We start from the raw sequence: 24,875 nt of genomic DNA on the forward strand, positions 1-24,875 counted from the left end.
GGGCGCCCGTGCGAACATGATTTTCTTGAATCTTTTGCCCTTATCCGCACAGTCGGCGGGTCCGGTACGGATGTGTCGGTTTCTGTACGGACGATGAGGAGCAGGAATGAGCGAGACGGGGAGAGGCCCGCAGGAACAGCAGGATCTGGGCGCGCGCATCCGCGAGGGGATGGCGCGCCGCAGAATGTCACGCCTGCAGCTCGCCGACGCCGCCAAGCTGAGCGTATCGACGCTCGAAAAGGGCCTGTCGGGCGAGCGCCCCTTCTCGATCGCGACGCTGATCCGGATCGAGGACGCAATCGGCATCCGCCTGCGTCCGTCATCGTCGCCCGGCGCGCAGGCCGCCGCGGAGCTCGGCGCCTATCGCCGCGAGGGCGTCGAGTGGCTGGTCGGCTCGTATCTGACGCTGCGGCCGAGCTTCGAGAAACCCGGCATCATCTATGCCTATATGACCGAGATCAGCTGGAACGACGAGGCGGGCCACCTGTCCTTCAGCGAGAAGGCCCGGCTCGACGCCCATTTCGCGCAAAAGGGCGCGGTCTCGATGCCCTATCAGTCGGGCCATATCTATCTGGTGACCAACGAGCATGGCCAATACCGGCTGATGACGCTCGGCCGGCCCTCGATCGCAGGCGACATGTATGGCCTGCTGACCACGCTCCGTTCGGCGCGCGGCGGGCGGCTGACGCCGGTGGCGGCCCCGATCGCGCTGCTGCGCTGGGACGCCGGCCGCAAGGGCGAGCCCGCGCTGGGCCAGATCGCGGAGGGCGACGCGCGTTATGCGGACTATCGCCGCGAGGTCGACCGCATCTGCGAGGAGGAGTTCGTCGCGCTGATCTCCTGATCACGTCTTCCCGTCGCGGCAAGACGCGCTCCGCCCGCGATTTATTTCCGCTTCCGCAACCATTTTTCCCCGAGTCCCGCTCTGGACAATATCGGGGGGGCCCCGCACAGTAATTGCGCTGGTGCGAAATGTTTCGCTTCAAGATCATCGCTGATTTTTTACATGGCGTGGTTCCCGGCCTGTGCGTTGCAGCGGAGGTTTTGCGGGCATGGGATCAGCGATTCCGATTTCGGGCAGCATTCCGCCGCTGGTGGAGGATATCGGCAGCCTGATCGGACTGCTCGTTTCGAACGGCGGCGAATTCGATTTCGGCTGGTTCGCGGACGTCCCCACCCAACTCGCCGGCATCCCCGGCCGCCGCGACGCGCAATGGAAGCTGCTCACCGACCTGCTCGGCACCCCCGCCCACAGCATCGGCGGACGGAACTGGTACGCGCTGCCCTTCCTCGGCGGATCCGCGCCGATCTACCTCGTGCTCGCGCCGCATGCGTCGGGCGGCGGGGTGATCGGGGTGGGGCTGTACGACGCCTGGGCGAACACCGGCAGCGTCACCGCCACCGCCTTCGCGCCGGTCTTCGACACCGCGGGAACGCCGATCGTCGTCGCCGGCACCGCCGCCTATCCGCTCGAACTCGCCGCCACCTGCACCTTCGCGGTGCCGTTGGGCAGCTATGGTTATGCAGGCCTCGATCTCCTCGGAACCTTTCCGCTCGACGGAAGCGCCAAACCCGGTTTCGCGCTGACCTTCACCGGCGCCGCCTCCCCGCCCGCCATCATGTCGCTGGCGCAGCTGGTCGAGGCCGGCCCGACCGCCTGGGTCAATGCCGCGCTCGGCAGTTCAACGATCACCGCATGGCTGAACCGTCCGATCGGCGGCACGGCGATCACCGCGGGCGATCTCTTCGCCGCTTCAGGGTTGATCGTGAACGATGCCGGCTACGCGCTCGCCACGCTCAAGGCCTGGCTCGACTTGGGCGCGGTCGCGATCGGCGAGATGATCCTCGCCGCCGCGCTCAAGCGCCTCGCCGCGCTGACCACCCCGATTGTCGCGCTCGGCGATGGCGGCGTCTGGGTGTTCGCCAACAGCCCCGCGAGCGGCGGCACCGAATATGGCCTGCGCCTCTGCATCGCCGATGTCGCGCTGACCACCGCCGGCGGCACAGATTTCGTGCTCCAGCTCGGCAAGATGCTCGACGCCGATACCGACGCGAGCAACTGGGTGATCCGCGGCGATCCGCCCGCAGGCGCGATCACCGATCCGGGCGTGTCGCTGACCCTGCTCGCCGAATCCGCCGCGACCCCGCCGGTCCCGAGCTTTCGTCCCAAGCTCGACCTGGTCAGCATCGGCCTCGATCTCACCGGCGCCGCGGGCAATTCGCTGCTCGATATGATGGGCGTCACCCTCGGCTCGGCCCAGCCGCGCTTCCTCTTCTCGTGCGACGCGGCGACCGTGCCCATCTATTGGGGCGTCGCGCTTCAGGCCGACGATCTGGGCATCCCGCTCGGCAACGGGCTGGCGGGCAGCAGCGCGAGCAATCCGGTCGCGCAGAACCTGCTCTCCTCGGGCTCGGGCGGGGGCGACACGGAAGCGGTCAACCCCGCCTTCTCGGCTTCGATCGCGGGCATGTCGCACCCTGGCGGGCCGGTGACGCTCGACGTCCAGCTCCATTCGAACCTCGGCCCGGGCAACCAGGTGTGGATCCCCGTCCAGCAATCCTTCGGCCCGCTCCATTGCCAGCGCGTCGGGCTCGCCTGGCCCACCCCCAATCCCGACTGCCGGCTCGGGGTGATGTTCGATGGCGAGGTGACGCTGTCGGTGCTCGACATCGCGCTGCAGGGCCTGTCGATCGGCATCCCGCTCGGCTCGCCGGGCACCCTCTCCAGCTACAGCCTCGATCTCAAGGGCCTCGGGATCAGCGCCGATACCGGGCCGGTGAGCGTCAGTGGCGCCTTTCTCGAATCCGCAAACGGCGTGTCGTCCGTCACTTATGACGGCTCGGCGTTGATCCAGGCGGCCGACTGGACGATCGCGGCAGAGGGCAGCTACGCCACGCTGAGCGACGGCCACCCGTCGATGTTCATCTTCGCCCAGCTCGGCGCCGAGCTGGGCGGGCCGCCCTTCTTCTTCGTCACCGGCCTCTGCGCAGGCTTCGGCTATAACCGCTCGCTGCGCATCCCCACCATGGACGAGGTGCCGGGCTTCCCGCTGCTCGCGGGGATCGCCAGCCCCGGTGCGATCGGCGGTCCCAATGCGGATCCGATGACCGCGCTCGCCGCGCTCGACGACTGGATCGCCCCCGCGCAGGGGGTCAACTGGATCGCGGCGGGGGTGCAGTTCACCTCGTTCGATCTGGTCCAGTCGAACATGGTCGTCACCGCCCAGATGGGGCAGGATTTCCAGGCCGCGCTGCTCGGCGTCTCGCGGATCAAGCTCGCCCAGGCCGGCCCGCAATTCGCCTATGCCGAACTGGGCCTCGAGGTGGTGATCCGCCCGGCGGACGGCTATTTCGGCGCGAGCGCGGTGCTCTCGCCCAACAGCTATATCCTCACCCCCGATTGCCATCTGACCGGCGGCTTCGCCTTCTGGATCTGGTATTCGGGCGAGCATGCCGGCGATTTCGTGATCACGCTGGGCGGCTATCACCCGGCCTTCGATCCGCCACCGCATTATCCCGTCGTGCCGCGGCTGGGCTTCAGCTGGCAGGTGTCGGACAACCTGACCGTGCAGGGCGACAGCTATTTCGCGCTCACACCCTCCTGCGCGATGGGCGGCGGCGCGCTCGAAGTGCTGTTCCACGACGGCGACCTGCGCGCCTGGTTCAGCGCCTATGCCGACTTCCTCTTCACCTGGAAGCCCTTCTATTTCATCGGCGATGTCGGCGTGGATATCGGCGCGTCGTACAAGCTCGACCTGCTCTTCACCTCGGTGACGATCAGCGTCAGCCTGGGCGCCGACCTCACCATCTGGGGCCCGCCGACCGGGGGCAAGGTCCATATCGATTGGTACATCATCTCGTTCACGGTGAGTTTCGGCGCGGACCCGCTCCCGACCGACACGAATTTCCAGAGCTGGGACGATTTCAAGACGCTGATCCCCAAGCGCCCCGCTCCCGCCGCGACGCTGGCGCACCGGCGCGCGCTGCTGGGGGCGCCCGATCCCGACGCGCTCGGCATGGTCACGCTGTCGATGAGCGATGGGCTGCTCGGCACCGATCAGGGCGCCTGGCTGGCACGCGCGGATGCGATGACCTTCGCGGTCGCCACCCCGATCCCCGCGACCGAGGCGGTGCTCGCGGGATCGCAGCCCGCCATCTACACCCCGCCGCCGCCCGGCGATCCGCTCGGCGTCCGGCCGATGGGTGTCTGCGCGATGACCTCGGTGCTCACGGTCAGCCTCACCGGGCCCGACGGCACGGTCGATCTGTCGCAGGGCTGGACCTGGTCGCCGGTATTCAAAGCGGCCCCCGCCGCGCTCTGGGGCCAGCCGCTCGATCCGGGAACGACCCCGGCGGTACCCTCGGCCGATACGATTTCCGGGTGCCTGATCGGCATGAACGGCCTCACCCCGCCCGATGTGACGCTGACCGGCCCCACCGCCTTCGCGCTCGCCAATCTCGATTTCTACACGATCGACGAGGACAATTCGGATTGGCTTCCCCTCGCCGCCGCTGATGCCACCGCGCCCGCCAATCCCCAGCCGGGCCCCGCGCTCCAGCAGATCGCGAACACCATCGCCAGCGCATCCGTCGCCCAGCGCCGCAGCGCGATCTTCACGGCGCTGCAAGGCTTCGGCTATGATCCGGTCACGAACGGCGACACCGGCGCGATCGCCGCGAATGTCGCGCTCAACTATCCCGACGAACCGATGCTCGGCGCCCCATGGGGAGCGGCGGCATGAGTGGCGCGCCGATCCCGAGCGGGGATATCCGCTTCTACGACGCCTACAAGCCCGCGCTCGCGGCGGGCGAGACGCCATACACGCTCACCGCGACCCAGCAGGTCACCTCCATCAAGGGCGCCGCGCTGTCCCAGGCTCCCTCGGCCAGCGCCAGTTTCTGGATTTCCGCGCCGCGCTTCACGCTCGATCCGTCCGAGATCCAGTCGCTCTTCCCGCCCGCCAATTCGACCGGCGATTACGACGCGATCCTGCCCAATATCGTCCTGAAGGAACGCTCGCTCCCCTGGGAGCGCGAGCTGGCGAGCGGCGAGGCCAAGCCGCCCAACGCCAATTCGCCCGCCTATCCCTGGCTGGCCTTGCTGGTGTTCGCCGAGGACGAGATCATCCTGCCGCCCGCGACGGCCGGCATGGTGAACCCCACCCGCACCGTCTCCTGCGCCGTCAGCGAGTATAGGGCGTCGAGCGATCCGACGATCCTCAATCTCGGCCTGCCCGCGCTGCCGGGCGATCCCGCCACCTGCCGCGTGATTCACATCTCGACCGATAGCTTCACCTCGGTCGTCCCGCGCCTGGCCGACCTCCCCTGGCTCTCGCACGTCCGGCAAGTGAATACCGACAACAAGGCCACGGCGCAGGCGATCGGCGACGGCTGGTTCTCGGTGGTGATCGGCAACCGCTTCCCGGCCGGGCAGACGAGCGGCCCCGCGCGCTACATCGCGCACCTCGTCTCGCTCGAAGGCTATGCCGCCTACCTGACCGACGCACCCAGCTGGCCCGCAGGCGTGACCGGGGTGCGGCTGGCGTCGCTGGCAAGCTGGGCCTTTTCGTCGCAGGCCAACGGTGAGGATTTTACCGCGCTGATGACCAAGCTCGCGGGCACGACCGCCGGCGGGCCGGAGCTCCGTCTGCGCCTCGCTGGTCCCGCCACCGCCCCGGCCGCAGGTACCCCCGCCGCGGACGCCGCCGCCGCGCTGGCGCAGGGCTATGCCGCGCTCGCCTATGAGAGCCGCGCCGGGGACGAGAGCTTCGCCTGGTATCACGGGCCGCTGACGCCCTATCCGGTCGCCCCGGTGTCGCCCGACACCGCCTTCGCCAGCGCCTCCGCCGCGACGGTCTACGATCCCGGCAGCGGCACGTTCGACCTGTCCTACGCCACCTGCTGGGAGGCCGGACGCATGCTCGCGCTGCGCGACCGCGCCTATGCCACCGCCCAGCAGCGCAGCCGCGCGGCGCTCAGCAAGACCGTCAACCTGCTGCGCGAACGCGCGCGCTGGCTCGCCGGGGGCGATCATTCCTCGATGCTCGAACCGCAAAAGGTCAGCCGCTCGCTCGGCGACGCGCTCAAGATCGCGGTGGGCAATCTCGGCGGCCCCGCGCAGGTGCGCGTTCCCACAACCGGCGCGCCCTCGGCGATCGACGGCGTGCGCGCGACCCTGGCCGACCCCGCGCTCCCCTCGACCATCCGCACCAGCATCATGGACGCTCCGCCGCAGAGCCCGACCGACACTGTCGTGGACTGGCTCGCCGGGCTGCGGCTGCTCGAGCCCGTCCCCTTCGTCCACCTCGTCCCCGATGCGCGAATGCTGCCCAAGAAATCGATCCGCTTCTTCCATGTCGATGCCAACGCGCTCGATGCGCTCAGCGACGGCGCGCAGAGCATCGGCATCGCCACTTCGCGCGACGCCCAGCAACAGCAGCTCGCGCGCGGGCCGCTGCGCGACGCCGCGATCGCGCGCGCCGCCTGCCGCCGCGCCATGGCGATCGACACGCAGGCACCGGCGCCCTCGGATCCGGTCGCCGGCTTCCTGCTCCGATCGGCGGTGGTCTCGGGCTGGCCGGGGCTCGAGGTAAAGGCATGGGCCGATATGGCGGGCACGCAGGAGATCGCCGCGCTCCGCTTCGATACGGTCGCGAGCGACGTGCTGCTGGTCCTCTATCCCCAGCTCCCCGTGCGGATCGATATCGAGGAGCCCAAGGAAGGCCTCGCCTTCGGGGTCGAGGCCGAATGGGCGGTCGACCTGCGCACCATCTCCGGCCCCGATGTCGGCCAGCAGATCGCGGGCGCCAATGTCACGCTCGACGCCAGCTATCGCCCGAACGGCGTCCTGCGCGTCGATGCCTGGCAATCCCATCTCGCCGCCCTCCCGCAATTCGCGTCCGACAGCGCGCTATGGGGTCCGGCGGCGTTCGCGCTGCAGATGGTGAGCGCGCCCGAACGCATGATCTTCGCCAATGGAGCATCGGCATGAGCGACCCCACGCCCCTGCTGGTGCCGATGGCCGTTCAGGCCCTGCTCTCGAACAGCCATGTCCAGAGCGCATCCAACCGACCGTTCGAGCGCTGGACCCCCGACTACGAAGCGCTCAACAGTTTCGACCAGGTGATGCCCGCGCCCTTCGCCGAGGACACGATGGTGCCCCCGGCAACCGGCATCCACCTCTACTGGAAGCTCCCCGCCGCCTTCACCCATGGCCTCGCCCCGACGCCGGGAGACAAGGTCGCCTTTCCCTTCATCCCCAATCGCTGGGCGATCGGCCGGCTCGCGACCGCCACCCCCGGCGCCACGCCCCAGCTCACCGTCTGGGTGGTCCAGAGCGACTATCTGGGCGCCGACGGCACCAATTCGGTCGCCGATCCGCGCAATTCGCAGCCGGGCAACGTCACCCTCACCAATATGGGCCGCAGCCAGCGGATCGAGGAGTGGCAGGGCGAACCCGGCGGCCCGCTCTTCCTGCGCGCGACGGGGCTGAGCGACGTTACCTTCACCGCTTATCAGCCCAGCCTCACCGACATCCTCTCCTTCTACGACAATGTGTCCGGCATCGCCGAGAATAGCGAGCTGACCTATTGGGTCTGCGGCTGGTATTCGGACCCCGGCCACGATCTTCTCGCCAGCGCCACGCCGACCGCGCTCAACTGGTCGGTCCTCGGCAATCCGGCCGCCGCGCCCTCGCTGTCGGTCGTCCATGGCATGGTCCATGGCGTCACATGGCAGACCAGCAGCGCCCCGCCGGTGATCGATCCCGATGCCAGCGCGATGAAGGTCGCGGTCGGCTATACCGCGGTCGATGCGCTCGCGGCGATGCTCGGCGACCCGACCGGCGAGATCGAGACCAAGCTCCAGGCCTTCCAGTATGGCGCACTCGAAACGCTCGACGATGCGGACGGGGTAGCGCAGCTCGAGCTCAAGATCCGCCGCGCCTGGTTCGGCGCCACACCGGGCGGCACCCGCTGGAAGATCGTCCCCGTCTCGCAGGCGCAGGCGACGCAGGACCCGCTCGACGGCACCGCAATCCCCGCGCCCTTCGCGCTCGATCCCGCGCAGGATGCCTGGCTCGCCGCGCTCAACGTCACCCAGCGCAATTACGACCGCGCGCTGCGCCAGCTCAAGACGATGCAGTGGGAGCTGTTCGCCTTGTGGTGGAAGTCGCAGCGCCTTCCCGCCGCGCTCGCCACCCAGGCGGGCGAGCAGCAAGGCTGGGGCCTCGACCTCACCGTGATCCAGACGATGGTCCAGCAGGCACTCGAAGCCACCGCGCCGGGCTCGGCGCTCGCCGCGGTGACGGCGCAGCAGACGCTGGTCGCAGGTCTCGCCAGCCAGCTCCCCGATCCGACGTCGAGCGACAGCATCGCGGCCTTTTCCGCAAATATCCCCGACAATGCCTCCGCCAATCCGCTCACGCTGCGCCCCGCCGCCCAACCCGCCTTCCACCATCCGTCCGATCCGGTCGTGCTCGTCGCCGGGATGACGCCCCCGGCAAGCGAGCCGGACAGCAACGCCGCTCTTCCCTGCCGCACGCTCGACGCGCTGGTCACCGGCGTGACGATCCCCGGCGCCGGCCCGGTCACCCGCGCCTCGGGCAGCCTGGCGGGCATCATCGCGCTCCCCGCAACCCAAGCCCTGCCCGCCGGCGTCAGCGCCGCGGTGCAGGCGATCGCGGTCGAGGCCTTCTTCGTCGATCCGCTGAACGCCCAGATCATCGTCACCGACGGCCCGGCCAGCCCCGATCCCGCCGCCGCTGCAGCGCTCGCCGCCGCCATGGCCGCCGGCACCGCGCAGACCTCGACCATCCCCGATCCGCTCCAGGCCGGCTTCGCCTTCGCGCCCTGGACCCAGGCCTGGTCGCCGCTCTTCCTGCAATGGGAGATCCAGTGGTTCCCCACCGTCGCCAACACCCCCTCCGGCGCGATGGTCCCGCCCCAGCCCGCCGTCTTTGGCGGCGAGAGCCAGCAACAGGATAACTGGGCCTTCCTCCAGTCCGGCTGGGCCTTTGACGGCAGCGACAATGTCATCGCCCGCGGTGGCGAATTCTATAACTGGACCGGCGGCGAACTGTGGGACCCAAGCCTCGCCGCGCCCGTCCCCGCCCAGACCTATAACGGCCGCAGCTTCCTCACCCCGCAGGCGATGGACACCTTCCTCAAGCGCATCGCCACCTATGTCTCGCTGCATCCCGACGATACCGAGATGCAGGCGCTCGAAACCGCGATCGAGGCGATCAGCAACAGCCGCTTCCTCTCGCAGAGCCTGAGCGGCTTCAACGATGCATTCCTGATGCGCTCGGGCGAACTCACGTCGCCCCCGCCCCCCGGCCCCCTCGCCGCCGCGATCGGCGCCGAAAATCGCGGCATTCCGATGGTGTCGCTCGGCGACCAGGACCTCGATTTCGGATCGGGCACGCCCTTCTTCTTTCCGGTGCGCGGCGGCTTCTTCCAGTTCAACCGGCTGGTGATCGTCGACGCCTATGGCCAGGTGCTCGACCTGCTCTACGCCAACGGCAACGGCACCGGCCAGGCGGCCGACTTCCAGCCGATCCGCGGCGCCGGCCTCTCGCCCGATGCCGGATCGACGATCGACAACCCCGCCACGCGCGTCCGCCAAGTGCCGCGCATCGTCCAGCCCAGCCGCCTCAACATCCGCCTGTTCGACGCCGCCGACGACAGCAAGGAAGTCTATTACGCGCCCGATGCCGATCCGGTGTGCGGCTGGCTGCTCCCCAACCATCTCGACCAATCGATCGCGGTCTATGACGCGGGCGGAACGGCGCTGGGCGAACTGATCGTGCTCGCCGACCAAAGCGGCCAGAGGGTCGATTGGCTCCCCGCGCCGGGCCCCAACCCCGCCGTCACCGATCCCTCCCAGATCGCCAACCCGCACTTGGGCGCCGCGCTCTCCGCCTTCACCCAGGGGTCGGCCATCGCCCCCACCGCGCGCGTCGCGGCGTTCCAGGCGCTCTACCAGTCGATCGACGAGACGCTCTGGACGGTCGACCCGCCCGGCGGCCAGTCCGACCATGATCTCGCGGTGCTGATCGGCCGCCCGCTCGCGCTGATCCGCGTCGAACTCCAGTTCGAGCTTTATGGCAATGCCGCGACCAACCAGAGCTGGCGCGACACGCTCCAGGCGCAGGACGCCGGGCTCGCGGGCTTCTCCTTCCCGATCCGCCTCGGCAGCCCCGAGCTGCTCGACGACGGGGTGATCGGCTATTTCACCTCCGACAATTACGGCCGGTTCAACGCCGTCCACGCCTCGAGCGCCGCGATCTCGCCCTATGTCGTGCCGGTGGTGCCCGGCAATTACCTGTCACTGCCCTTCGTGGACTCGGGGCAGGCCCCAACGGTGATGCTCACCATGCTGCTCGATCCGCGCGGCAAGATCCACGCGAACACCGGCATGCAGCCGGTGACCAGCTTCGAGCTGCCCTCCGAATTCTATACGGACGCGCTCAAGCGCATGGGCGTCACCTTCCGCGTCGGCCCGATCCTGACCCAGTGGGACACGATCCGCATGCCCGTCCCCGCCGAACAGAATGGCAGCTGGGCTTGGATGCGCCACACCGGCGCGGGCACCGATCCCACCGATTGGGAAACCGACGCGATCGTCACCGCCGACGCCAAGGCGAGATTGCCCGGCAAGCCGCCCCGGCTGATCGACGGCTGGCTGCAATTCACCCCCAAATCAGGGCTTTGAAACACGATGCAACTATCCGATCCCAGCTCTACCCTGTTGACCTATTCGGTCGCGACCCAGCCCGATCCCATCGAGGTGGGCACGCCCCTGTCGCTAACGATCACGGCGAGCAATCAGACGGGCGCCAATGTCACCTGCACGCAGATCATCGTGACGGTGCCGGTCGGCACCAACGCCGCCGACCTGATCGCCACCGCCCAGATCGACACCGTTCCTCCCGCCGCGGACTGGGGCGTGAAGCAGGATGGCGGGCAGGTGATCTTCACCCCGCCGGGCGGCAGCATCGTGGTCAAGGGAGAGGGGCTGGTCTTCGTCCTCGCGATGACCGCCAACAATCAGGCGGGAAGCGCGAACGTGCTGATCGATGAGAGCGCGTCGAACCCCGCCAACCCGGCGGGCGTGCGCTCCTACACCTGGGTCGCGGCCAAATATCCGGTCGATTTCACGCTCAGCGCACTCACCGCCGTGCCCGTGACCAACACCAATATCCCGCACGGCAAATCGGCCACCCTCACCTGGACCGCGACCGGCGCGGGCGTGACCTGCACGCTGAGCTATGTGCCCGACAATAGCGGGAACATGGTGACCGACAATGTTCCCAACAGCCCGACGGGCGGTTCCTACACGACGCGAGCGCTCACGCGGAACGGCGAGGTCGATTTCCTCCTGACCGCGCAAATGACCCCGGCCGACCAGGACCAGCCGCTGACCAAGACCGCCTCGCTCCCGATCACCGTGGCGACGCTCGGCCTGACCCTCTATGCCGAGCCTCCCGTGGTGGGCGTGAACGGCCTTGCGCGGGTGCGCTGGGTCGCGGTCAACGCCGATCATTGCGTCGACGAGGATGACGGCAGCACGCTGCCCGCAGTGGGCGAGAAATATGTGCTGCTCCAGCAGCAGCAAACCTTCAACATCACCGCGGTCGGCGCCGACGGCCAGACCCTGCCCCAGCAACTGACGATCCAGGTCAACCCGAACATCGTCGCCAACGCGCCTGGCCAGAATATCGTCGCGCCCTGGGGCGCGGGCGGCCAATCGGCCACGCGATATATGGCGGGCCGCAGCATCGAAGGGCCGGTCTGGGTCTGGAGTCCCCCATCGGCCGGCGGCGCCGGCGGCGATGCCGACCTGACGATCGCGCTTCCCCCGCTCGACACGTCGGGCGGGGGGCAGGTCATCCCGATCGCCCTGACCGCCGGGCCGGGCGGCGGCGGCGGCAGCGGAGAGGGCCAGTTCGGCGATGCCCCCGGCGGCAATGGCGGCAACGCCACGCTCAATCTCAGCTGGGATCCCAACGCGACCACCACCGCGCAATATCTGATCACCGTCACCGCCGGCGCGGGCGGCGGCGGCGGCGCGGTCGCCGGAACCGCGAGCGCGACGGTCGACGGCTATGCGGTGGTGCTGCCCTGATGGAGGAAGACATGGTGCTCAAGGTCAGCGTCGCGGCACTCCAGCCGCCCCTGCTCGACTATGCCTTCACCGCGCAGCCCAACCCGCTCCAGGTGAACACCCCTGCCTGGCTGACGCTCGCGGTCGATAACAATAGCGGCCGCGAGGTCACCTGCCAGCAGATCGTCGTGACCTTCCCCCGCGGCACCAATGCCGGCGACCTGATCGCGGCGACCGACATCGTCGTGACCCCGGCGCCCGGCTGGACCTATGCGACCGACGGCGGAACGGTGACGCTCTTCGCCCCGGGTGGCGCCGCCGACGTCAAGGGATCGGGGCTGACCTTTATGTTCGCGGTAACGATCAACGGTCAGGTCGGTGAATCCACGGTCGATATCCAGGAGAATGCCTCGGGCGGCACCAACCCGCTCAGCCCGCGCATGATGAGCTGCCCGGTGAGCAAATTCCCGGTGGTGTTCAGCCTCACCCCGCTGATGCCGGTCCCGCTCGACGATATCGACGTGCTCTACGGCATGCCCGGCACGCTCAACTGGATCGCGACCGGCGAGGGCGTGACCTGCACGCTTGCCTATCAGCCCGCGGATTCGGGCAGCCCCCTATCGGCAACCGTCCCGAACATCCCCGGCACCGGCGGCTTCCAGACCGAGGCGCTCACCCGCACCGGCGACGTCCCCTTCCTCCTCACCGCCACCCAGACCGTGCCCGGCCAGGACCAGCCATTGGTCCTCGAAAGCACCCTCACCCTCTCGGTCGAGACGCTGTCGCTTTCGCTCGTCGTCCAGCCTGCGACGGTCGGCGTCGGCGGGCTGGCGCAGGTGACCTGGAATGCGCCCAACGCCGATCACTGCCTCGCCGATGACGGCCAGCAGCTTCCGGCGAGCGGCACCGCCTATGTCATCCTCCAGGCGACACGCCTCTTCACCATCACCGCGGTCGGCGCGAACGGGCAGACGGTGCAGCAGCAGAAGACGATCCAGGTCAGCCCGGCGATCGTCCCCAATCAGGCGGGCTATTCGGTTACCGGCACCCCCGGTGCGACCGGCACCACCGGCCAGAACGCGACCATCACCCCGAACATGAGCCCCGCCTATCAGCCGCAGGTCCTGGGCTATAACCTCACCATGGGCAGCATTTCGGCCTATCTGGAGAATGACGGCAGTGGCGCCCAGGTCGTCACGATCAATAATCAGACCTATCCGGTCGAGGCCGAGCAATATACCGCCTTCGCCGCCCTGGGGGCTGGCGGGACCGGAGGGCCCGGGGGCACGGGAACGCTCACCGCGACCGTGCCGCCGCTCGACAGCTCCGATCAGCCCCAGCAGGTCATCCAGATCGCCGTCACCGGCGGTACGGGCGGCACCGGCGGCCAGCCGGGATCGCTCCAGGCGAGCGCCTATGTCTTCGGCATGAACGGCGGCGATGGCGGTCCGGGCGGCAACGCGGTGGTCGAGCTTACCGTCGATCCCAGCCTGCCGCCCGCCCAATATATCATCGCGATCGCGGGTGGCGCCGGCGGACCGGGCGCGCCCTCGGGCGGCATGTTCGCGGGGAGCAACGGCGGTCCTGGCGCACCGGGCAGTGTCGCGTTCGCGTTCGACGGCCTCATCGTTCCGCCGAGCGGCGAGCTGGCGGCGCCGCGACCGTTCGAGCAACTCGCGCTGACCGTCTCGGTCCAGCCGCCAACCGTCGCGGTCAACGGTCTCGCCTTGCTCAGCTGGAATTCGCAGGGCGCCGATTATTGCATCCTGCCCGACGGCAGCACCGCCCCGGCAAGCGGCTCGCGCTATGTCGTCATCGCCGCCTCCGGACCGGTGACGGTCACCGCGCACGATCAGTTCGGGCGATCGCTCGCGCAAAGCGCAACCGCCACGGTCAGCCCCGCGATCAAGCCGACCGCGACCGGCGCAACCCAGGCGGGCGGCCCCGGCGGCCCAGGCGCAGCGGGCACGAACGGCGCGGCCACCTTCACCTGGGGTCAGGCCCTGGCGCCCTCCACCCTGCCCACGCCGGGCGTGGTCGGCGGCACGGGCGGCGACGGCGCGATCACCCTGACGATCCCGCCGCTCGACCTCACCGGCGACAGCGGGCGCGTCATCCCGCTCGCGGCCACCGGTGGCCAAGGTGGCACTGGCGGCACCGGCGGCTGGGTCGTGCTCACCAATTGGCCGGGCGGCGGGCTCGCCATGCAGACCCCGCAATATTCCTGCCCCGGTGGGACCGGCGGCGCCGGCGGCAACGCGATCGTGACGCTCACCGTCGACCCCAGCCACCCTCCCGCGCAGTTCATCGTCACCCTAACACCGGGAACTGGCGGCAATGGCGGGGAAAATGGCTGGCAGTACGGCACCGACGGCGATGGCGACGGGACGATTCCGCCCGCCACCACCTATGCCGCCGCCGGCTCTGCGGGTGCCGCATCGCTCACCATTGACGGCGTAGCCGCGGTGCTGCCTTCGCCATCCTGCTGACCGCCCTTGCCACCCCTCGCGCGTCCGGCTAGGCTTTTGCCCTGATGAAATAGAATTGCACCTGTAAGAACGCAGGGCAGTCGAGAGGAGAGCGATGCGGGTCACGCGCAGAGGCGTTCTGGGAAGCATGGGCGGCAGCGCCGCGGCGGCGCTCGCCCCGCTCCCGGCGGCATCGGCACCGATCGAGCCCAACTGGTCGGCGCTCGGCAATGCCTACGCCGTCCCCGAATGGTTCCGCGACGCCAAGTTCGGCATCTGGGCGCATTGGAGCGCGCAGTGCGTCCCCGAAAATGGCGACTGGTACGGCCGCCAGATGTACCAGCAGGGCAACCCCTTTTACGAGCATCACCTCAAACATTACGGCCATCCCGCCGACACCGGCTTCATGGAGATCGAGAATCTCTGGAAGGCGGAGAATTGGGACCCCGAACACCTGATCGGGCTCTACAAGGCGGCGGGCGCCAAATATTTCATGGCGCTCGGCTGCCATCACGACAATCTCGACACGTTCGACAGCAAGCACCACGCGTGGAACACGCTTCGGGTGGGTCCCAAGCGCGACATTATCGGCACCTGGGAAAAGATCGTCCGCCGCGAGGGGCTGCGCTTCGGCGTCTCGAACCACAGTTCGCACGCCTGGCATTGGTGGCAGACCGCCTACGGCTATGACGCCGAGGGCCCGCGCGCGGGCGAACGCTACGACGCGTTCAGGCTGCGCAAGGAGGACGGCGCGGGGAAATGGTGGGACGGGCTCGATCCGCAGGAGCTTTATACCGGTCCCTCGATGGTGCCCCCGGGCGGCATCACCACCAAGGAAGCGATGCAGGACTGGGTCGATGTCCATTCGGGCCGCTGGATGGAATTCGCGCCCGAGCAGAACCCGCTATTCGTCGCCAAATGGCTGCTCCGCCAGAAGGACATGGTCGAGAAGTACAAGCCCGACATCATCTATCAGGACGGCTACGGCCTTCCCTTCGGCAGCGTCGGGCTCGAAGCCCTGGCGCATTATTACGATCATGCGAACCAGGTGAACGGCGCGCCCGATGTGGTGATGACGGTAAACAGCCTCAGCGACTTCCAGCAACGCGCGCTGGTCGAAAGCGTCGAGCGCGGTTTCTCCGATCGGCTCCGCGCGCGGCCATGGCAGACCGCCACCTGCATCGGCGACTGGCATTACAGCCGCTGGCGCTATGACGCGAAGGGCTATGTCCCCGCCGAAAGGGTGATCCAGCGCCTGTGCGACGTCGTATCGAAGAACGGCAACCTCCTCCTCTCGATCCCCGTCCGCGGCGACGGCACGATCGACAGCGAGGAGGAGAAGATCGTCGCCGGCATCACCGCGTGGACCAAGCGCAACGGCGACGCGGCGATCTTCGGCTCGCGGCCATGGCGCGTCTTTGGCGAGGGGCCGACCAAGGTCACCGGCGCCGCATTCAATGAAGGCAAGGTCGAGTTCGCGCCGGGCGATGTGCGCTACACGGTCAACAAGGGCGCGCTCTACGCCGCGTTCCTGAAATGGCCTGATGCGCCGGTGACGCTCAAATCGATCCCTGCCGATGCGCAGATCGAGCGCATCGCCTTGCTCGGCGGCGGCAAGACCAAGTTCGCGCGAAACGCGGGGGGCCTCGAAGTCACCCTGCCTCGCGCCAGGCCCGGCGATTTCGTGCCGGTGATCAAAATCGACGGGAGGGGATTGATATGACCGACAAGGCGAAACGTTACCTCTTGCCGCTGATCCTGATCGTCAGCCTCTTCTTCCTGTGGGGCGCGGCGAACAACCTCAACGACGTGCTGATGAAGCATTTCAAAAAGGCGTTCATCCTCGACGATTTCCAGACCGGCCTGATCCAGTCGGCCTTTTATTTCGGCTATTTCTGCTTCGCGATCCCCGCCGCCTTGTTCATGAAGCGCTTCGGCTACAAGGCCGCGGTGGTGCTCGGCCTCGCGCTGTTCGGCGCGGGCGCTTTGCTCTTCCTCCCCGCCGCGGATTCGCGCAGCTACGCCTTCTTCCTGCTCGCGCTCTATGTGCTCGCGAGCGGCCTCGCCTTTCTCGAAACCTCGGCCAATCCGCTGGTGACCGTGCTCGGCGATCCCTCGGGCGCCGAGCAGCGCCTCAATTTCGCGCAGAGCTTCAACCCGCTCGGCTCGATCACCGGCGTGCTGATCGGCAGCAACTTCATCCTTTCGGGCGTCGAATATACCCCCGAGCAGACCGCGGCGATGAGCGACAGCGCGCTCCAGGCCTATTACGCCGCCGAGACCGCGGCGGTGAAGGGCCCATACCTCGTGATCGGCCTGTTCGTGCTAGTCTGGGCGGCGCTCGTCGCCTTCGTGAAGTTCCCGCCCGCCGCGGCCAAGGTCGAGGACGAAGTCGCCAGCAAGGGCGATTACGGCGCGTTGTTCGGCAAGCCGCTCTTCCTGCTCGGGGTGGTCGCGCAATTCTTCTATGTCGGCGCGCAGGTCGGGGTGTGGAGCTTCCTGATCCGCTACACCCAGGCCGAACTGCCCGGGACCGGCGAGAAATGGGCGGCGCAGGCGATCACCATCTCGCTGGTCCTGCTGTTCGTCGGCCGCTTCCTCGGCGCCGCGGCGATGAGCCGGATCGCACCGGCGAAGCTGCTCGCCGGGTTCGCCGCGATCAACGTTCTGCTCTGCATCGTCGGCGCCCTTGTGGGCGGCAGCACCGGCCTCGCCGCGCTGATCGCGACCAGCCTGTTCATGTCGATCATGTTCCCGACGATCTTCGCGCTGTCGTTGCGCGGCCTCGGCCCGCTCACCAAGGCGGGATCGTCGCTGCTGGTCATGTCGATCATCGGCGGCGCGGTGCTGACCGCGGTGATGGGCTACATCTCGGACAAGTCGTCGATCGCGCTGGCGATGCTCGTCCCCGCCCTGGCCTTCGTCGCGGTGTTCGCCTTCGCCCGCAGCGCGGGGAAAGCCGCCGCTTGATCGACGCGCACCAGCATTTCTGGAGGCTGGGCGAGCACGATTGCAGCTGGCCGACCGAGGCCGAGGCGGCGATCCACTGCGACTTCCTGCCCGCGGATTGGGAGGCGGTGGCGCTGCCGTGCGGCGTCACCGGCAGCGTGCTCGTCCAGAGCCAGGAGAGTGCGCGCGACACGCTCTGGCTACTCGAGCTGGCCGGGCGGCACGACTTCATTCTCGGCGTGGTCGGCTGGGCCGACCTGACGCTGCCTCTGCCCCGCAGCCCATGGCTCAAGGGCCTCAGGCCGATGGTCCAGGGCTATCCCGCCGGCTTCCTCGACAACCCCGCGCTCGATCCCGGTCTGGCCGCGATGGCCGAGCAGGGGCTGGTGTTCGACGCGCTCGTCCGCCCACGGCATTTGCCCGAACTCGAGCGCTTGGCGCTCCGCCATCCCACGCTGTCGATCGTCGTCGATCACGCTGCCAAGCCGGATTTCGCAAACGGCATTTCCGACTGGCAGCTCGACCTCGACAACCTCGCGGGCTTTCCGAATATCAGCTGCAAGCTCTCCGGCTTGGTGACGGAGATACCCGCCAGGCACATGGACTGGGCCATCGCCTGGTTGTTCGACCTGTTCGGACCCGACCGGCTGATCTGGGGCAGCGACTGGCCGGTGCTCAACCTCGCCGGCAGCTACGCGGGGTGGCTCGCCCAAGCTAAGGCAGCGATCCCGTCGCAGTCCCGCGCCGCCGTCTTCAACGACAACGCCCGCCGCATCTACAAACTCTAACCCTCATCCCGGCGAAGATGGTTACGGTCGCCGCACCACCAGCTGCTCGCCCTTGTACACCAGGCTGATCGCGCCGTTCTCGCCAAAGTCCGGCACCGTCGCCGCACCCGGCCCGTAGAAGCGAACCGAGATCGCGCGCTTGCCCGGCATTCCCGGATAGCTACCCTCCCGCGCACCGATGGTCAGCGTGGCCGTAGCCTCGTCCCACTTCACCGGCACCCGCGCGAACTGACCCTGCTTGTAGCCGGGGCTCAGCCCGTCATCCTCGTAGAGCGAGAAGCTGCCATTTGCCCCGGTGAAGACATGCAGCACGATCGGCCCGTCGGGCTGCTCGCCGGTCCATTGCGTCGCCGGGCCCGTCGGTACGATCGATCCGGCGCGGACGAACAGCGGCATCCACTCGCGCGGCGCATTGGCCTTCACCACCTGCCCGCCCTTGTAGAAAACCCCGGTCGCGAAATCATACCAGCCGGTGCCGGCAGGCAGATACACGTCACGCTCGCGCGCCTCGAACTCGGTCACCGGCGCCACGAGAAAGGCTGGTCCGAACATATATTCGTCGTCGATATTCCACGCCTTGCGGTCGCCCGGAAAGTCCATGACGAGCCCGCGCATCATCGTCCCGTCATGGTGCCAGGTGTCGGCGGCGATCGTGTAGATATAGGGCATCAGCCGGTAGCGGAGCCGGTCGTACGCGACCATCGAATCGTACATTGGCTGGTCATTCGCCGCGATCTCGAAGATCTCGCGCTTGGGCGTCTCGCCATGGCTGCGGAACAGCGGGCTGAAGGCGCCGAACTGGAACCAGCGCAGGTTGAGCTCACGCCACTCGGCGGTGTGCGCCGGGTCCTGCCGTGTATAACGGTCCTCGAGCGCGAAGCCGCCGATATCGTGGGTCCAGTTGGGGATGCCCGACATCGACAGGTTGGTGCCCGCCGAGATCTGGTCGCGCAGGTCGCTCCAGCGCGACGCGACATCGCCCGACCACAGGGCCGAACTCGTCCGCTGCGTGCCGCCAAAGCCTGAACGCGTCAGGATGAAAGGGCGCACATCGGGCCTCGCCGCGCGCAGCCCGTCCGCCACGCCGCCGCCATGGACGAGCGGGAAGCTGTTGAAGAACGCCGCGCCCGGCCCCATCGCCGTGGGTCCCATCCGCTCGGCGCGCTCCTCGATCGACAGGTTCGAATGGATATCGGGTTCGGTCGCATCCATCCACCAGGCGTCGAAACCCTTGTCGACCAGCCCCTCTTTCATCTGGCGGAAATAGATTTGCCGCGCCTCGGGAGCATAGGGATCGTAATCGGTATTCTCATAGCCGGGGCCGACCCAGTCCTTTTCATGGGCTTCGAGGTTCCCCTGATACAGGAAGCCCTTGGCGTTCAGCTCCTGCGCGTTCTTCGTATTGGGATAGAATTTCGGCCAGACCGAAATCATCACCCGCGCATTCATCGCATGGACCTCGTTCACCATGCCCACCGGATCGGGGAAGCGCTTGGGATCGAAGCAGTGGCAGCCCCACTGGTTTTCGGGCCAGTAGAACCAGTCCTGGACGATATTATCGATCGGGATCTGCCGCTTGCGATATTCGCGGACCACGCCGAGCAGCTGCTCCTGCGTCTCGTAGCGCTGGCGGCTCTGCCAGAAGCCATAGGCCCAGACGGGCATCATCTCGGCCTTGCCGGTCAGCGCGCGATAGCCGGCGATCACGCCGTCCATATTCTCGCCCGCGACGAAGTAATAATCGATCGCCTTGGCGGTGTCCGACGACATCCACAGCGAATGCCGGTCGGGTGCTTCCATCGGGTTGCTGTGGAAAAAGGCGATATAGCCGGCATTGGGTTCCCATTCGATCCGGATGCTGACCTTTTTGCCCTTGGTCATCGGCAGGTCGAAATTGCGGAACCAGGGATTCCAGTTCTGCCGCCACGCGTCGATCACCAGCTTGCCGTCGATATAGAGCTTCACATAGCTCGAGACATAAAGGCGGAACTTGTGGATGCCGGTCTTGTCCGGGACGACATCGCCCGACCAGACGACATGCTGCTTGCCGACCACCACGCCCTGGGTGTTCTGGCCGCTCTCGGGCGAGGCCTGGGTCTGCGCCTTGGCGGCGGCGGGCCAGTTCACCTGATCCTTGATGAACTGATAGTCGATGAACTTTTCCTGCCGGCTCACCGCCAGCCGCTCGCCCAGATAATAATCGGCCTTCCAGCCGGGCTTTCCGCCGCTCGTCACCAGCATCGTCTCGCCGACGTGACGGTAAGGGACCGGATTCCCGAAGCGGCTGATGCCATTGTTATCCCAAAGCAGCCCGTAATTGCGCGTCGAGACGACGAACGGGACCGCGATGTCCATATTGTGCTGGGCGAGTTCGACGTCCTCGCCATTATAGTTCATCTGCCGGTTCTGGTGCTGGCCGAGCCCGAAGAACCCCTCATCGGTGCTGCGGTTGAACTGCTGATCGATGCTGAGATAGCCCGGCGTGCCGGAGGACGGGATGAAGAGGCCCCGGGTCGCTTCGGTCAGCACGATACTGCCCTTGGCGTCGCGGAAGCGGACATTGCCGTCGGACAGGCGGATCTCGGCGGTCGCGTGCGGCAGCTTGAGCGTCACCACGCCCTTGGCATTGGTCACCTCGGGATCGCCACTCGGCTGCGCCGTCACCATCAGGCTCGCGGGCAGGTTGAGGTCGATGACTGGCAGCGCTGTCACCCGGAAGCTCGAATCGCCATAGGCGATCACGCGGACGCGCTTGGCCGGGCCGCCATCGGGGGTCACCACCACGCCGTGCGGCACGGTGACGACTTCGGAGGCCATTGCCTGGCAAGAAAACAGCGCCGTGATCAGCGCGGCCGCGCCCAGAAATCCCTTCAAAGCCACGTCTCCTAAAAATCGATTCCGGTCTCTCGCCGGGATTCGCCAGTGCAAAGCGCCTACGTGCGTGAAAGCGGGATACAGGCTAGCGCCCTACCCCGCAATCGCCAGTCCCCGAAACAGGCGAGTCCTGCGCTGCCGCAGAGGCATGTGACAGCGCAGGACCGCGGCGAACGGGGAGCGCTGTCCGACGCGCCCCGTCCGAACTCGTTTCACCGCCCCTGCCACTCTAAGGCGGCCGTCGCCCTTTCGGCGCCATGGGCGTATTCCATCAGCGTTCTCCGCTTCATCTCGATCGAGAAGCCCGGTCGCTCGGGCACCAGATACGCCCCGTTTTGCACCACGCACGGATCGACGAAATGCTCGTGGAGATGGTCGACATATTCGATCACCCGATTCTCCATCGTCGCGGCAAAGGCGAGATAGTCGATCATCGCGAGGTGCTGGACATATTCGCACAGCCCCACACCCCCCGCATGCGGGCACACCGGCAGCTCGTATTTCGCCGCCATCAGCAGCACCGCGAGTACCTCGTTCACCCCGCCCAGCCGGCACGCGTCGATCTGGACCACATCGATCGCGCCGCGCATGATCAGCTGCTTGAAGATGACCCGGTTCTGGCACATCTCGCCGGTCGCGACGCGCATCGGCGCGATCGCCTCCCGGATCGCGCGGTGCCCCTCGATATCGTCGGGGCTGGTCGGCTCCTCGATCCACCAGGGGTCGGCAAAGGCCAGCGCCTTGAGGTGCGCGATTGCCTCATCGACTTCCCACACCTGGTTGGCGTCGATCATCAGCTTGCGGTCCGGCCCCAGCGCGTCGCGCGCAATCGCAACGCGGCGGATATCGTCCTCAACGCTGCGCCCGACCTTGAGCTTCACATGGTCGAACCCCGCCTCGACCGCCTCGCGGCACAGCCGCCGCAGCTTGGCGTCGGAGTAACCCAGCCAGCCGGCGGAGGTCGTATAGGCCGGATAGCCCTCGCGCTCGAGTATTTCGAACCGCTCCGCCTTCCCCACCGCGCGCGCCTCAAGCAGCGCCAGACCTTCCGCCGGCGTGATGCAATCGGTGATGTAGCGGAAATCGATCAGCCCGATCAGCTCCTTCGGGCTCATCTCGCCGATCAGCCGCCACAGCGGCTTCCCCGCGGTCTTGCCGAGCAGGTCCCAGACGGCGTTGACGACCGCGCCGGTGGCGAGATGGATCACGCCCTTTTCGGGTCCGATCCAGCGCAATTGGCTGTCGCCGGTGAGATGCCGCCAGAAGCGCGCGCCATCCTCGCGGATCCAGTCGAGATCGAGCCCCTCGACCAGCGGCGCCAGCGCCTGGATCGCGTGGCAGCAGATATCGTTGCCGCGCCCGATGGTGAAGGTCAGCCCATGCCCCTCGAACCCGCCGAGATCGGTCTCGAGGACGCAATAAGCCGCCGAGTAATCCGGATCGGCGTTCATCGCGTCCGATCCATCGAGCCGCTGCGACGTGGGAAAGCGGATGTCGAGCACACGGAGCTTGGTAATGACCGTCAAACTTCGCCCTCTCCGCTCGTGCGTTTGCAGATGCTTTCCATTTTCATATGTGCCAAAGGCAGCTGGCGCAAGCTCGGATATGAGTTATGGTCGCTACAACGGAGAGGAAAAGTGATGGGACAGCGCTTGTGCTTCGCGCTCGATCTGGTCGACGATGCGGCGCTGATCGCCGAATATGAGGCGCGCCACGCACCGGGCGCGGTGTGGCCGGCGGTGACTGCCTATATCCGCGCGCGGGGCTTTCTCGACATGGAAATCTGGCGCACCGGCGACCGGATGGTAATGATCGCGGAGGTCGCCGCCGATTTCCCCCGCCCCGCCCCGGAGCCGCCCGAGAATACCGATTGGGAAGCCCTGATGTGGCGCTTCCAAAAGGCATTGCCGCATGCCGCACAGGGCGAAAAATGGCTTCCGATGACCCGCATCTTCAGCCTGGGAGAGCAGTGATTCGCAGGCGCACGATCGGCGCGCTGAGCGTCCCGGAACTCGGCTTCGGCACCGCCCCGCTCGGCAATCTCTATCGCGAGATCGCCCCTGAGGACGCGCGCGCCACCATCCTCGCCGCGCAACAGGCCGGACTCGGCTATGCCGACACCGCCCCGCATTACGGCCTCGGCCTCGCCGAGAAGCGCCTCGGCGCGGCGCTCGCCGCGGAGACGATCGTCTCGACCAAGGTCGGCCGCGTGATGATCCCCGCCCAGGGGCCCTTCCCGCCCGAACGCAACTGCTTCTTCACCCAGGAGCCGTTCGAGCCCATCTACGACTATACCCATGACGGCGTGCTCCGCTCGCACGACGACAGCCTTGCGCGCTTGGGCCGCGACCGGATCGAGATCCTCTTCATCCACGATATCGGCCGCCTCACTCATGGCGATGCACATCCCGCGATGCTCGCCCAATTGTTCGACGGCGGCGGTTTCCGCGCGCTCCAGCGGCTGCGCGACGAGGGCGCGATCGACGCGTTCGGGATCGGGGTCAACGAGACCGAAGTGGCGATCGAGATCATGGACCGGGTCCATCTCGACGTGATCCTGATGGCGGGCCGCTACACGCTGCTCGAACAGGGCGCGCTCACCGATTTCTTCCCGCGCTGCCAGGCCGAGGGCACCGCGATCGTCATCGGCGGCCCGTACAATTCGGGCCTGCTCACCGGCGGCGCAACCTACAATTACGAAACCGCGCCTGCCGCCATCGTCGAGCGTGCCCGCATGATCGAGGCGGTCTGTACGCGGCACGGCGTTGCGCTCGGCGCCGCGGCGCTGCAATTCCCGCTCGCGCATCCGGCGGTGGCCTCGGTCATCCCCGGACTCGCCAGTATCAAGGAGGTCCAGGAAACCGTGGAGCGTCACGAGACGGCCATCCCCGCCGCTTTGTGGGATGAACTCAAGGCCGAGAAACTCCTCTCGGCGCAAGCCCCGGTGCCCGCATGAGGCTGGCCGGCAAGACCGCGCTGATCACCGGCGCAGGCGCGGGCATCGGCCGCGCCGCCGCCGAGTTGTTCGCCGCGCAGGGCGCCACCGTCTGGGCGACCGACCGCGAGGCGATCCCGGTCGATGGCTGCAAGGCCGCCCAACTCGACGTGCTCGACGCGCAAGCGATCGAGCGCGTCTTCGCCGAAGCCGGCCCGCTCGACATCCTGTTCAACTGCGCCGGCATGGTCGCGGGCGGCACGATCCTAGACTGCACCGAGGCCGACTGGTCGCGCTCGTTCGACCTCAACGTCACCGCCATGTTCCGCACGATTCGCGCCGCCCTCCCCGCGATGATCGCGAAGGGCGGCGGCTCGATCGTCAACATGGCCTCGGTGTCGAGCTCGGTCACCGGCGTGCCCAACCGCTTCGCCTATGGCGCATCCAAGGCGGCGGTGATCGGCTTGACCAAGCATGTCGCGGTCGATTTCGTGGGGCGCGGCATCCGCTGCAACGCGATCTGCCCGGGCACCGTCGACACGCCCTCGCTCAACGACCGTCTCCGCCAGACGGGAGATTACGAAAAGGCCCGCGCCGATTTCGAAGCGCGGCAGCCGATGGGCCGGCTGGGCAAGGCGGAAGAGATCGCCGCGCTCGCGCTCTACCTGGCCTCGGACGAGTCGAGCTTCACCACCGGGCAGATCCACGTGATCGACGGGGGTTGGACCACCTAGGCGGCGTCGGCGACGCTATCCG

Annotated in this window: 14 protein-coding genes; 12 read left to right on the forward strand and 2 right to left on the reverse strand. The window is 67.6% G+C overall.

The genetic code is table 11. The features are described 5' to 3' along the window. The first annotated feature begins 106 nt into the window (after window positions 1–106). The 9 genes from OF829_RS16655 (at window position 107) to OF829_RS16695 (ending at window position 18,310) form a co-directional block, all read left to right on the forward strand. The gene (locus OF829_RS16655; protein ID WP_264941254.1) at window positions 107–844 is read left to right on the forward strand and encodes a helix-turn-helix domain-containing protein; all 738 of its coding nucleotides are present in this window, start codon (window positions 107–109) and stop codon (window positions 842–844) included. A 208-nt stretch (window positions 845–1,052) separates the two neighbouring features. Further along, entirely contained in the window at window positions 1,053–4,742 is a 3,690-nt protein-coding gene (locus OF829_RS16660; protein WP_264941255.1) for a DUF6603 domain-containing protein, read from the forward strand. Beyond that, window positions 4,739–6,991 (forward strand): hypothetical protein, encoded by a 2,253-nt coding sequence (locus OF829_RS16665; protein WP_264941256.1) that lies wholly within the window; start codon window positions 4,739–4,741, stop codon window positions 6,989–6,991. Before OF829_RS16660 ends, OF829_RS16665 begins: the two co-directional genes overlap by 4 nt. After that, complete coding sequence (locus OF829_RS16670; protein ID WP_264941257.1) at window positions 6,988–10,713, forward strand: hypothetical protein; 3,726 nt, start codon at window positions 6,988–6,990, stop codon at window positions 10,711–10,713. Before OF829_RS16665 ends, OF829_RS16670 begins: the two co-directional genes overlap by 4 nt. A gap of 6 nt (window positions 10,714–10,719) precedes the next feature. Beyond that, window positions 10,720–12,126, forward strand: a complete 1,407-nt coding sequence (locus OF829_RS16675; RefSeq protein ID WP_264941258.1) for a hypothetical protein — start codon at window positions 10,720–10,722, stop codon at window positions 12,124–12,126. An 11-nt stretch (window positions 12,127–12,137) separates the two neighbouring features. Then, a complete protein-coding gene (locus OF829_RS16680) occupies window positions 12,138–14,594 on the forward strand; it encodes a hypothetical protein (protein ID WP_264941259.1) in 2,457 nt (818 codons plus the stop codon). Window positions 14,595–14,721: 127 nt separating this feature from the next. After that, entirely contained in the window at window positions 14,722–16,296 is a 1,575-nt protein-coding gene (locus tag OF829_RS16685) for an alpha-L-fucosidase (RefSeq protein ID WP_264941260.1), read from the forward strand. Then, window positions 16,293–17,543, forward strand: coding sequence for an L-fucose:H+ symporter permease (gene fucP / locus OF829_RS16690; protein ID WP_264941261.1), 1,251 nt, complete (start codon window positions 16,293–16,295; stop codon window positions 17,541–17,543). Before OF829_RS16685 ends, fucP begins: the two co-directional genes overlap by 4 nt. After that, window positions 17,540–18,310, forward strand: coding sequence for an amidohydrolase family protein (locus tag OF829_RS16695; protein ID WP_264941262.1), 771 nt, complete (start codon window positions 17,540–17,542; stop codon window positions 18,308–18,310). The genes fucP and OF829_RS16695 overlap by 4 nt, the downstream gene beginning before the upstream one ends. Before the next feature lie 21 nt (window positions 18,311–18,331). Here the strand turns inward: OF829_RS16695 and OF829_RS16700 are convergent, their stop codons facing one another. Next, window positions 18,332–21,184 (reverse strand): TIM-barrel domain-containing protein, encoded by a 2,853-nt coding sequence (locus tag OF829_RS16700; RefSeq protein ID WP_264941263.1) that lies wholly within the window; start codon window positions 21,182–21,184, stop codon window positions 18,332–18,334. A 212-nt stretch (window positions 21,185–21,396) separates the two neighbouring features. Further along, window positions 21,397–22,710 carry an L-fuconate dehydratase gene (locus tag OF829_RS16705; protein WP_264941264.1) on the reverse strand — a complete coding sequence of 438 codons (1,314 nt, stop codon included), beginning with the start codon at window positions 22,708–22,710 and terminating at the stop codon, window positions 21,397–21,399. 114 nt (window positions 22,711–22,824) lie between these two features. Between OF829_RS16705 and OF829_RS16710 the strand changes: the two genes are divergently transcribed. From OF829_RS16710 to OF829_RS16720, 3 genes are read left to right on the forward strand one after another with little or no spacing between them, the layout of a single operon-like run. Then, a complete protein-coding gene (locus OF829_RS16710) occupies window positions 22,825–23,157 on the forward strand; it encodes an L-rhamnose mutarotase (RefSeq protein ID WP_264941265.1) in 333 nt (110 codons plus the stop codon). Next, window positions 23,154–24,140 (forward strand): aldo/keto reductase, encoded by a 987-nt coding sequence (locus OF829_RS16715; protein ID WP_264941266.1) that lies wholly within the window; start codon window positions 23,154–23,156, stop codon window positions 24,138–24,140. Before OF829_RS16710 ends, OF829_RS16715 begins: the two co-directional genes overlap by 4 nt. Next, window positions 24,137–24,853 (forward strand): SDR family oxidoreductase, encoded by a 717-nt coding sequence (locus tag OF829_RS16720; RefSeq protein ID WP_264941267.1) that lies wholly within the window; start codon window positions 24,137–24,139, stop codon window positions 24,851–24,853. Before OF829_RS16715 ends, OF829_RS16720 begins: the two co-directional genes overlap by 4 nt. Window positions 24,854–24,875 lie beyond the last annotated feature (22 nt).

Source organism: Sphingomonas caeni (assembly GCF_026013415.1).
Classification (GTDB): domain Bacteria; phylum Pseudomonadota; class Alphaproteobacteria; order Sphingomonadales; family Sphingomonadaceae; genus Sphingomonas; species Sphingomonas caeni.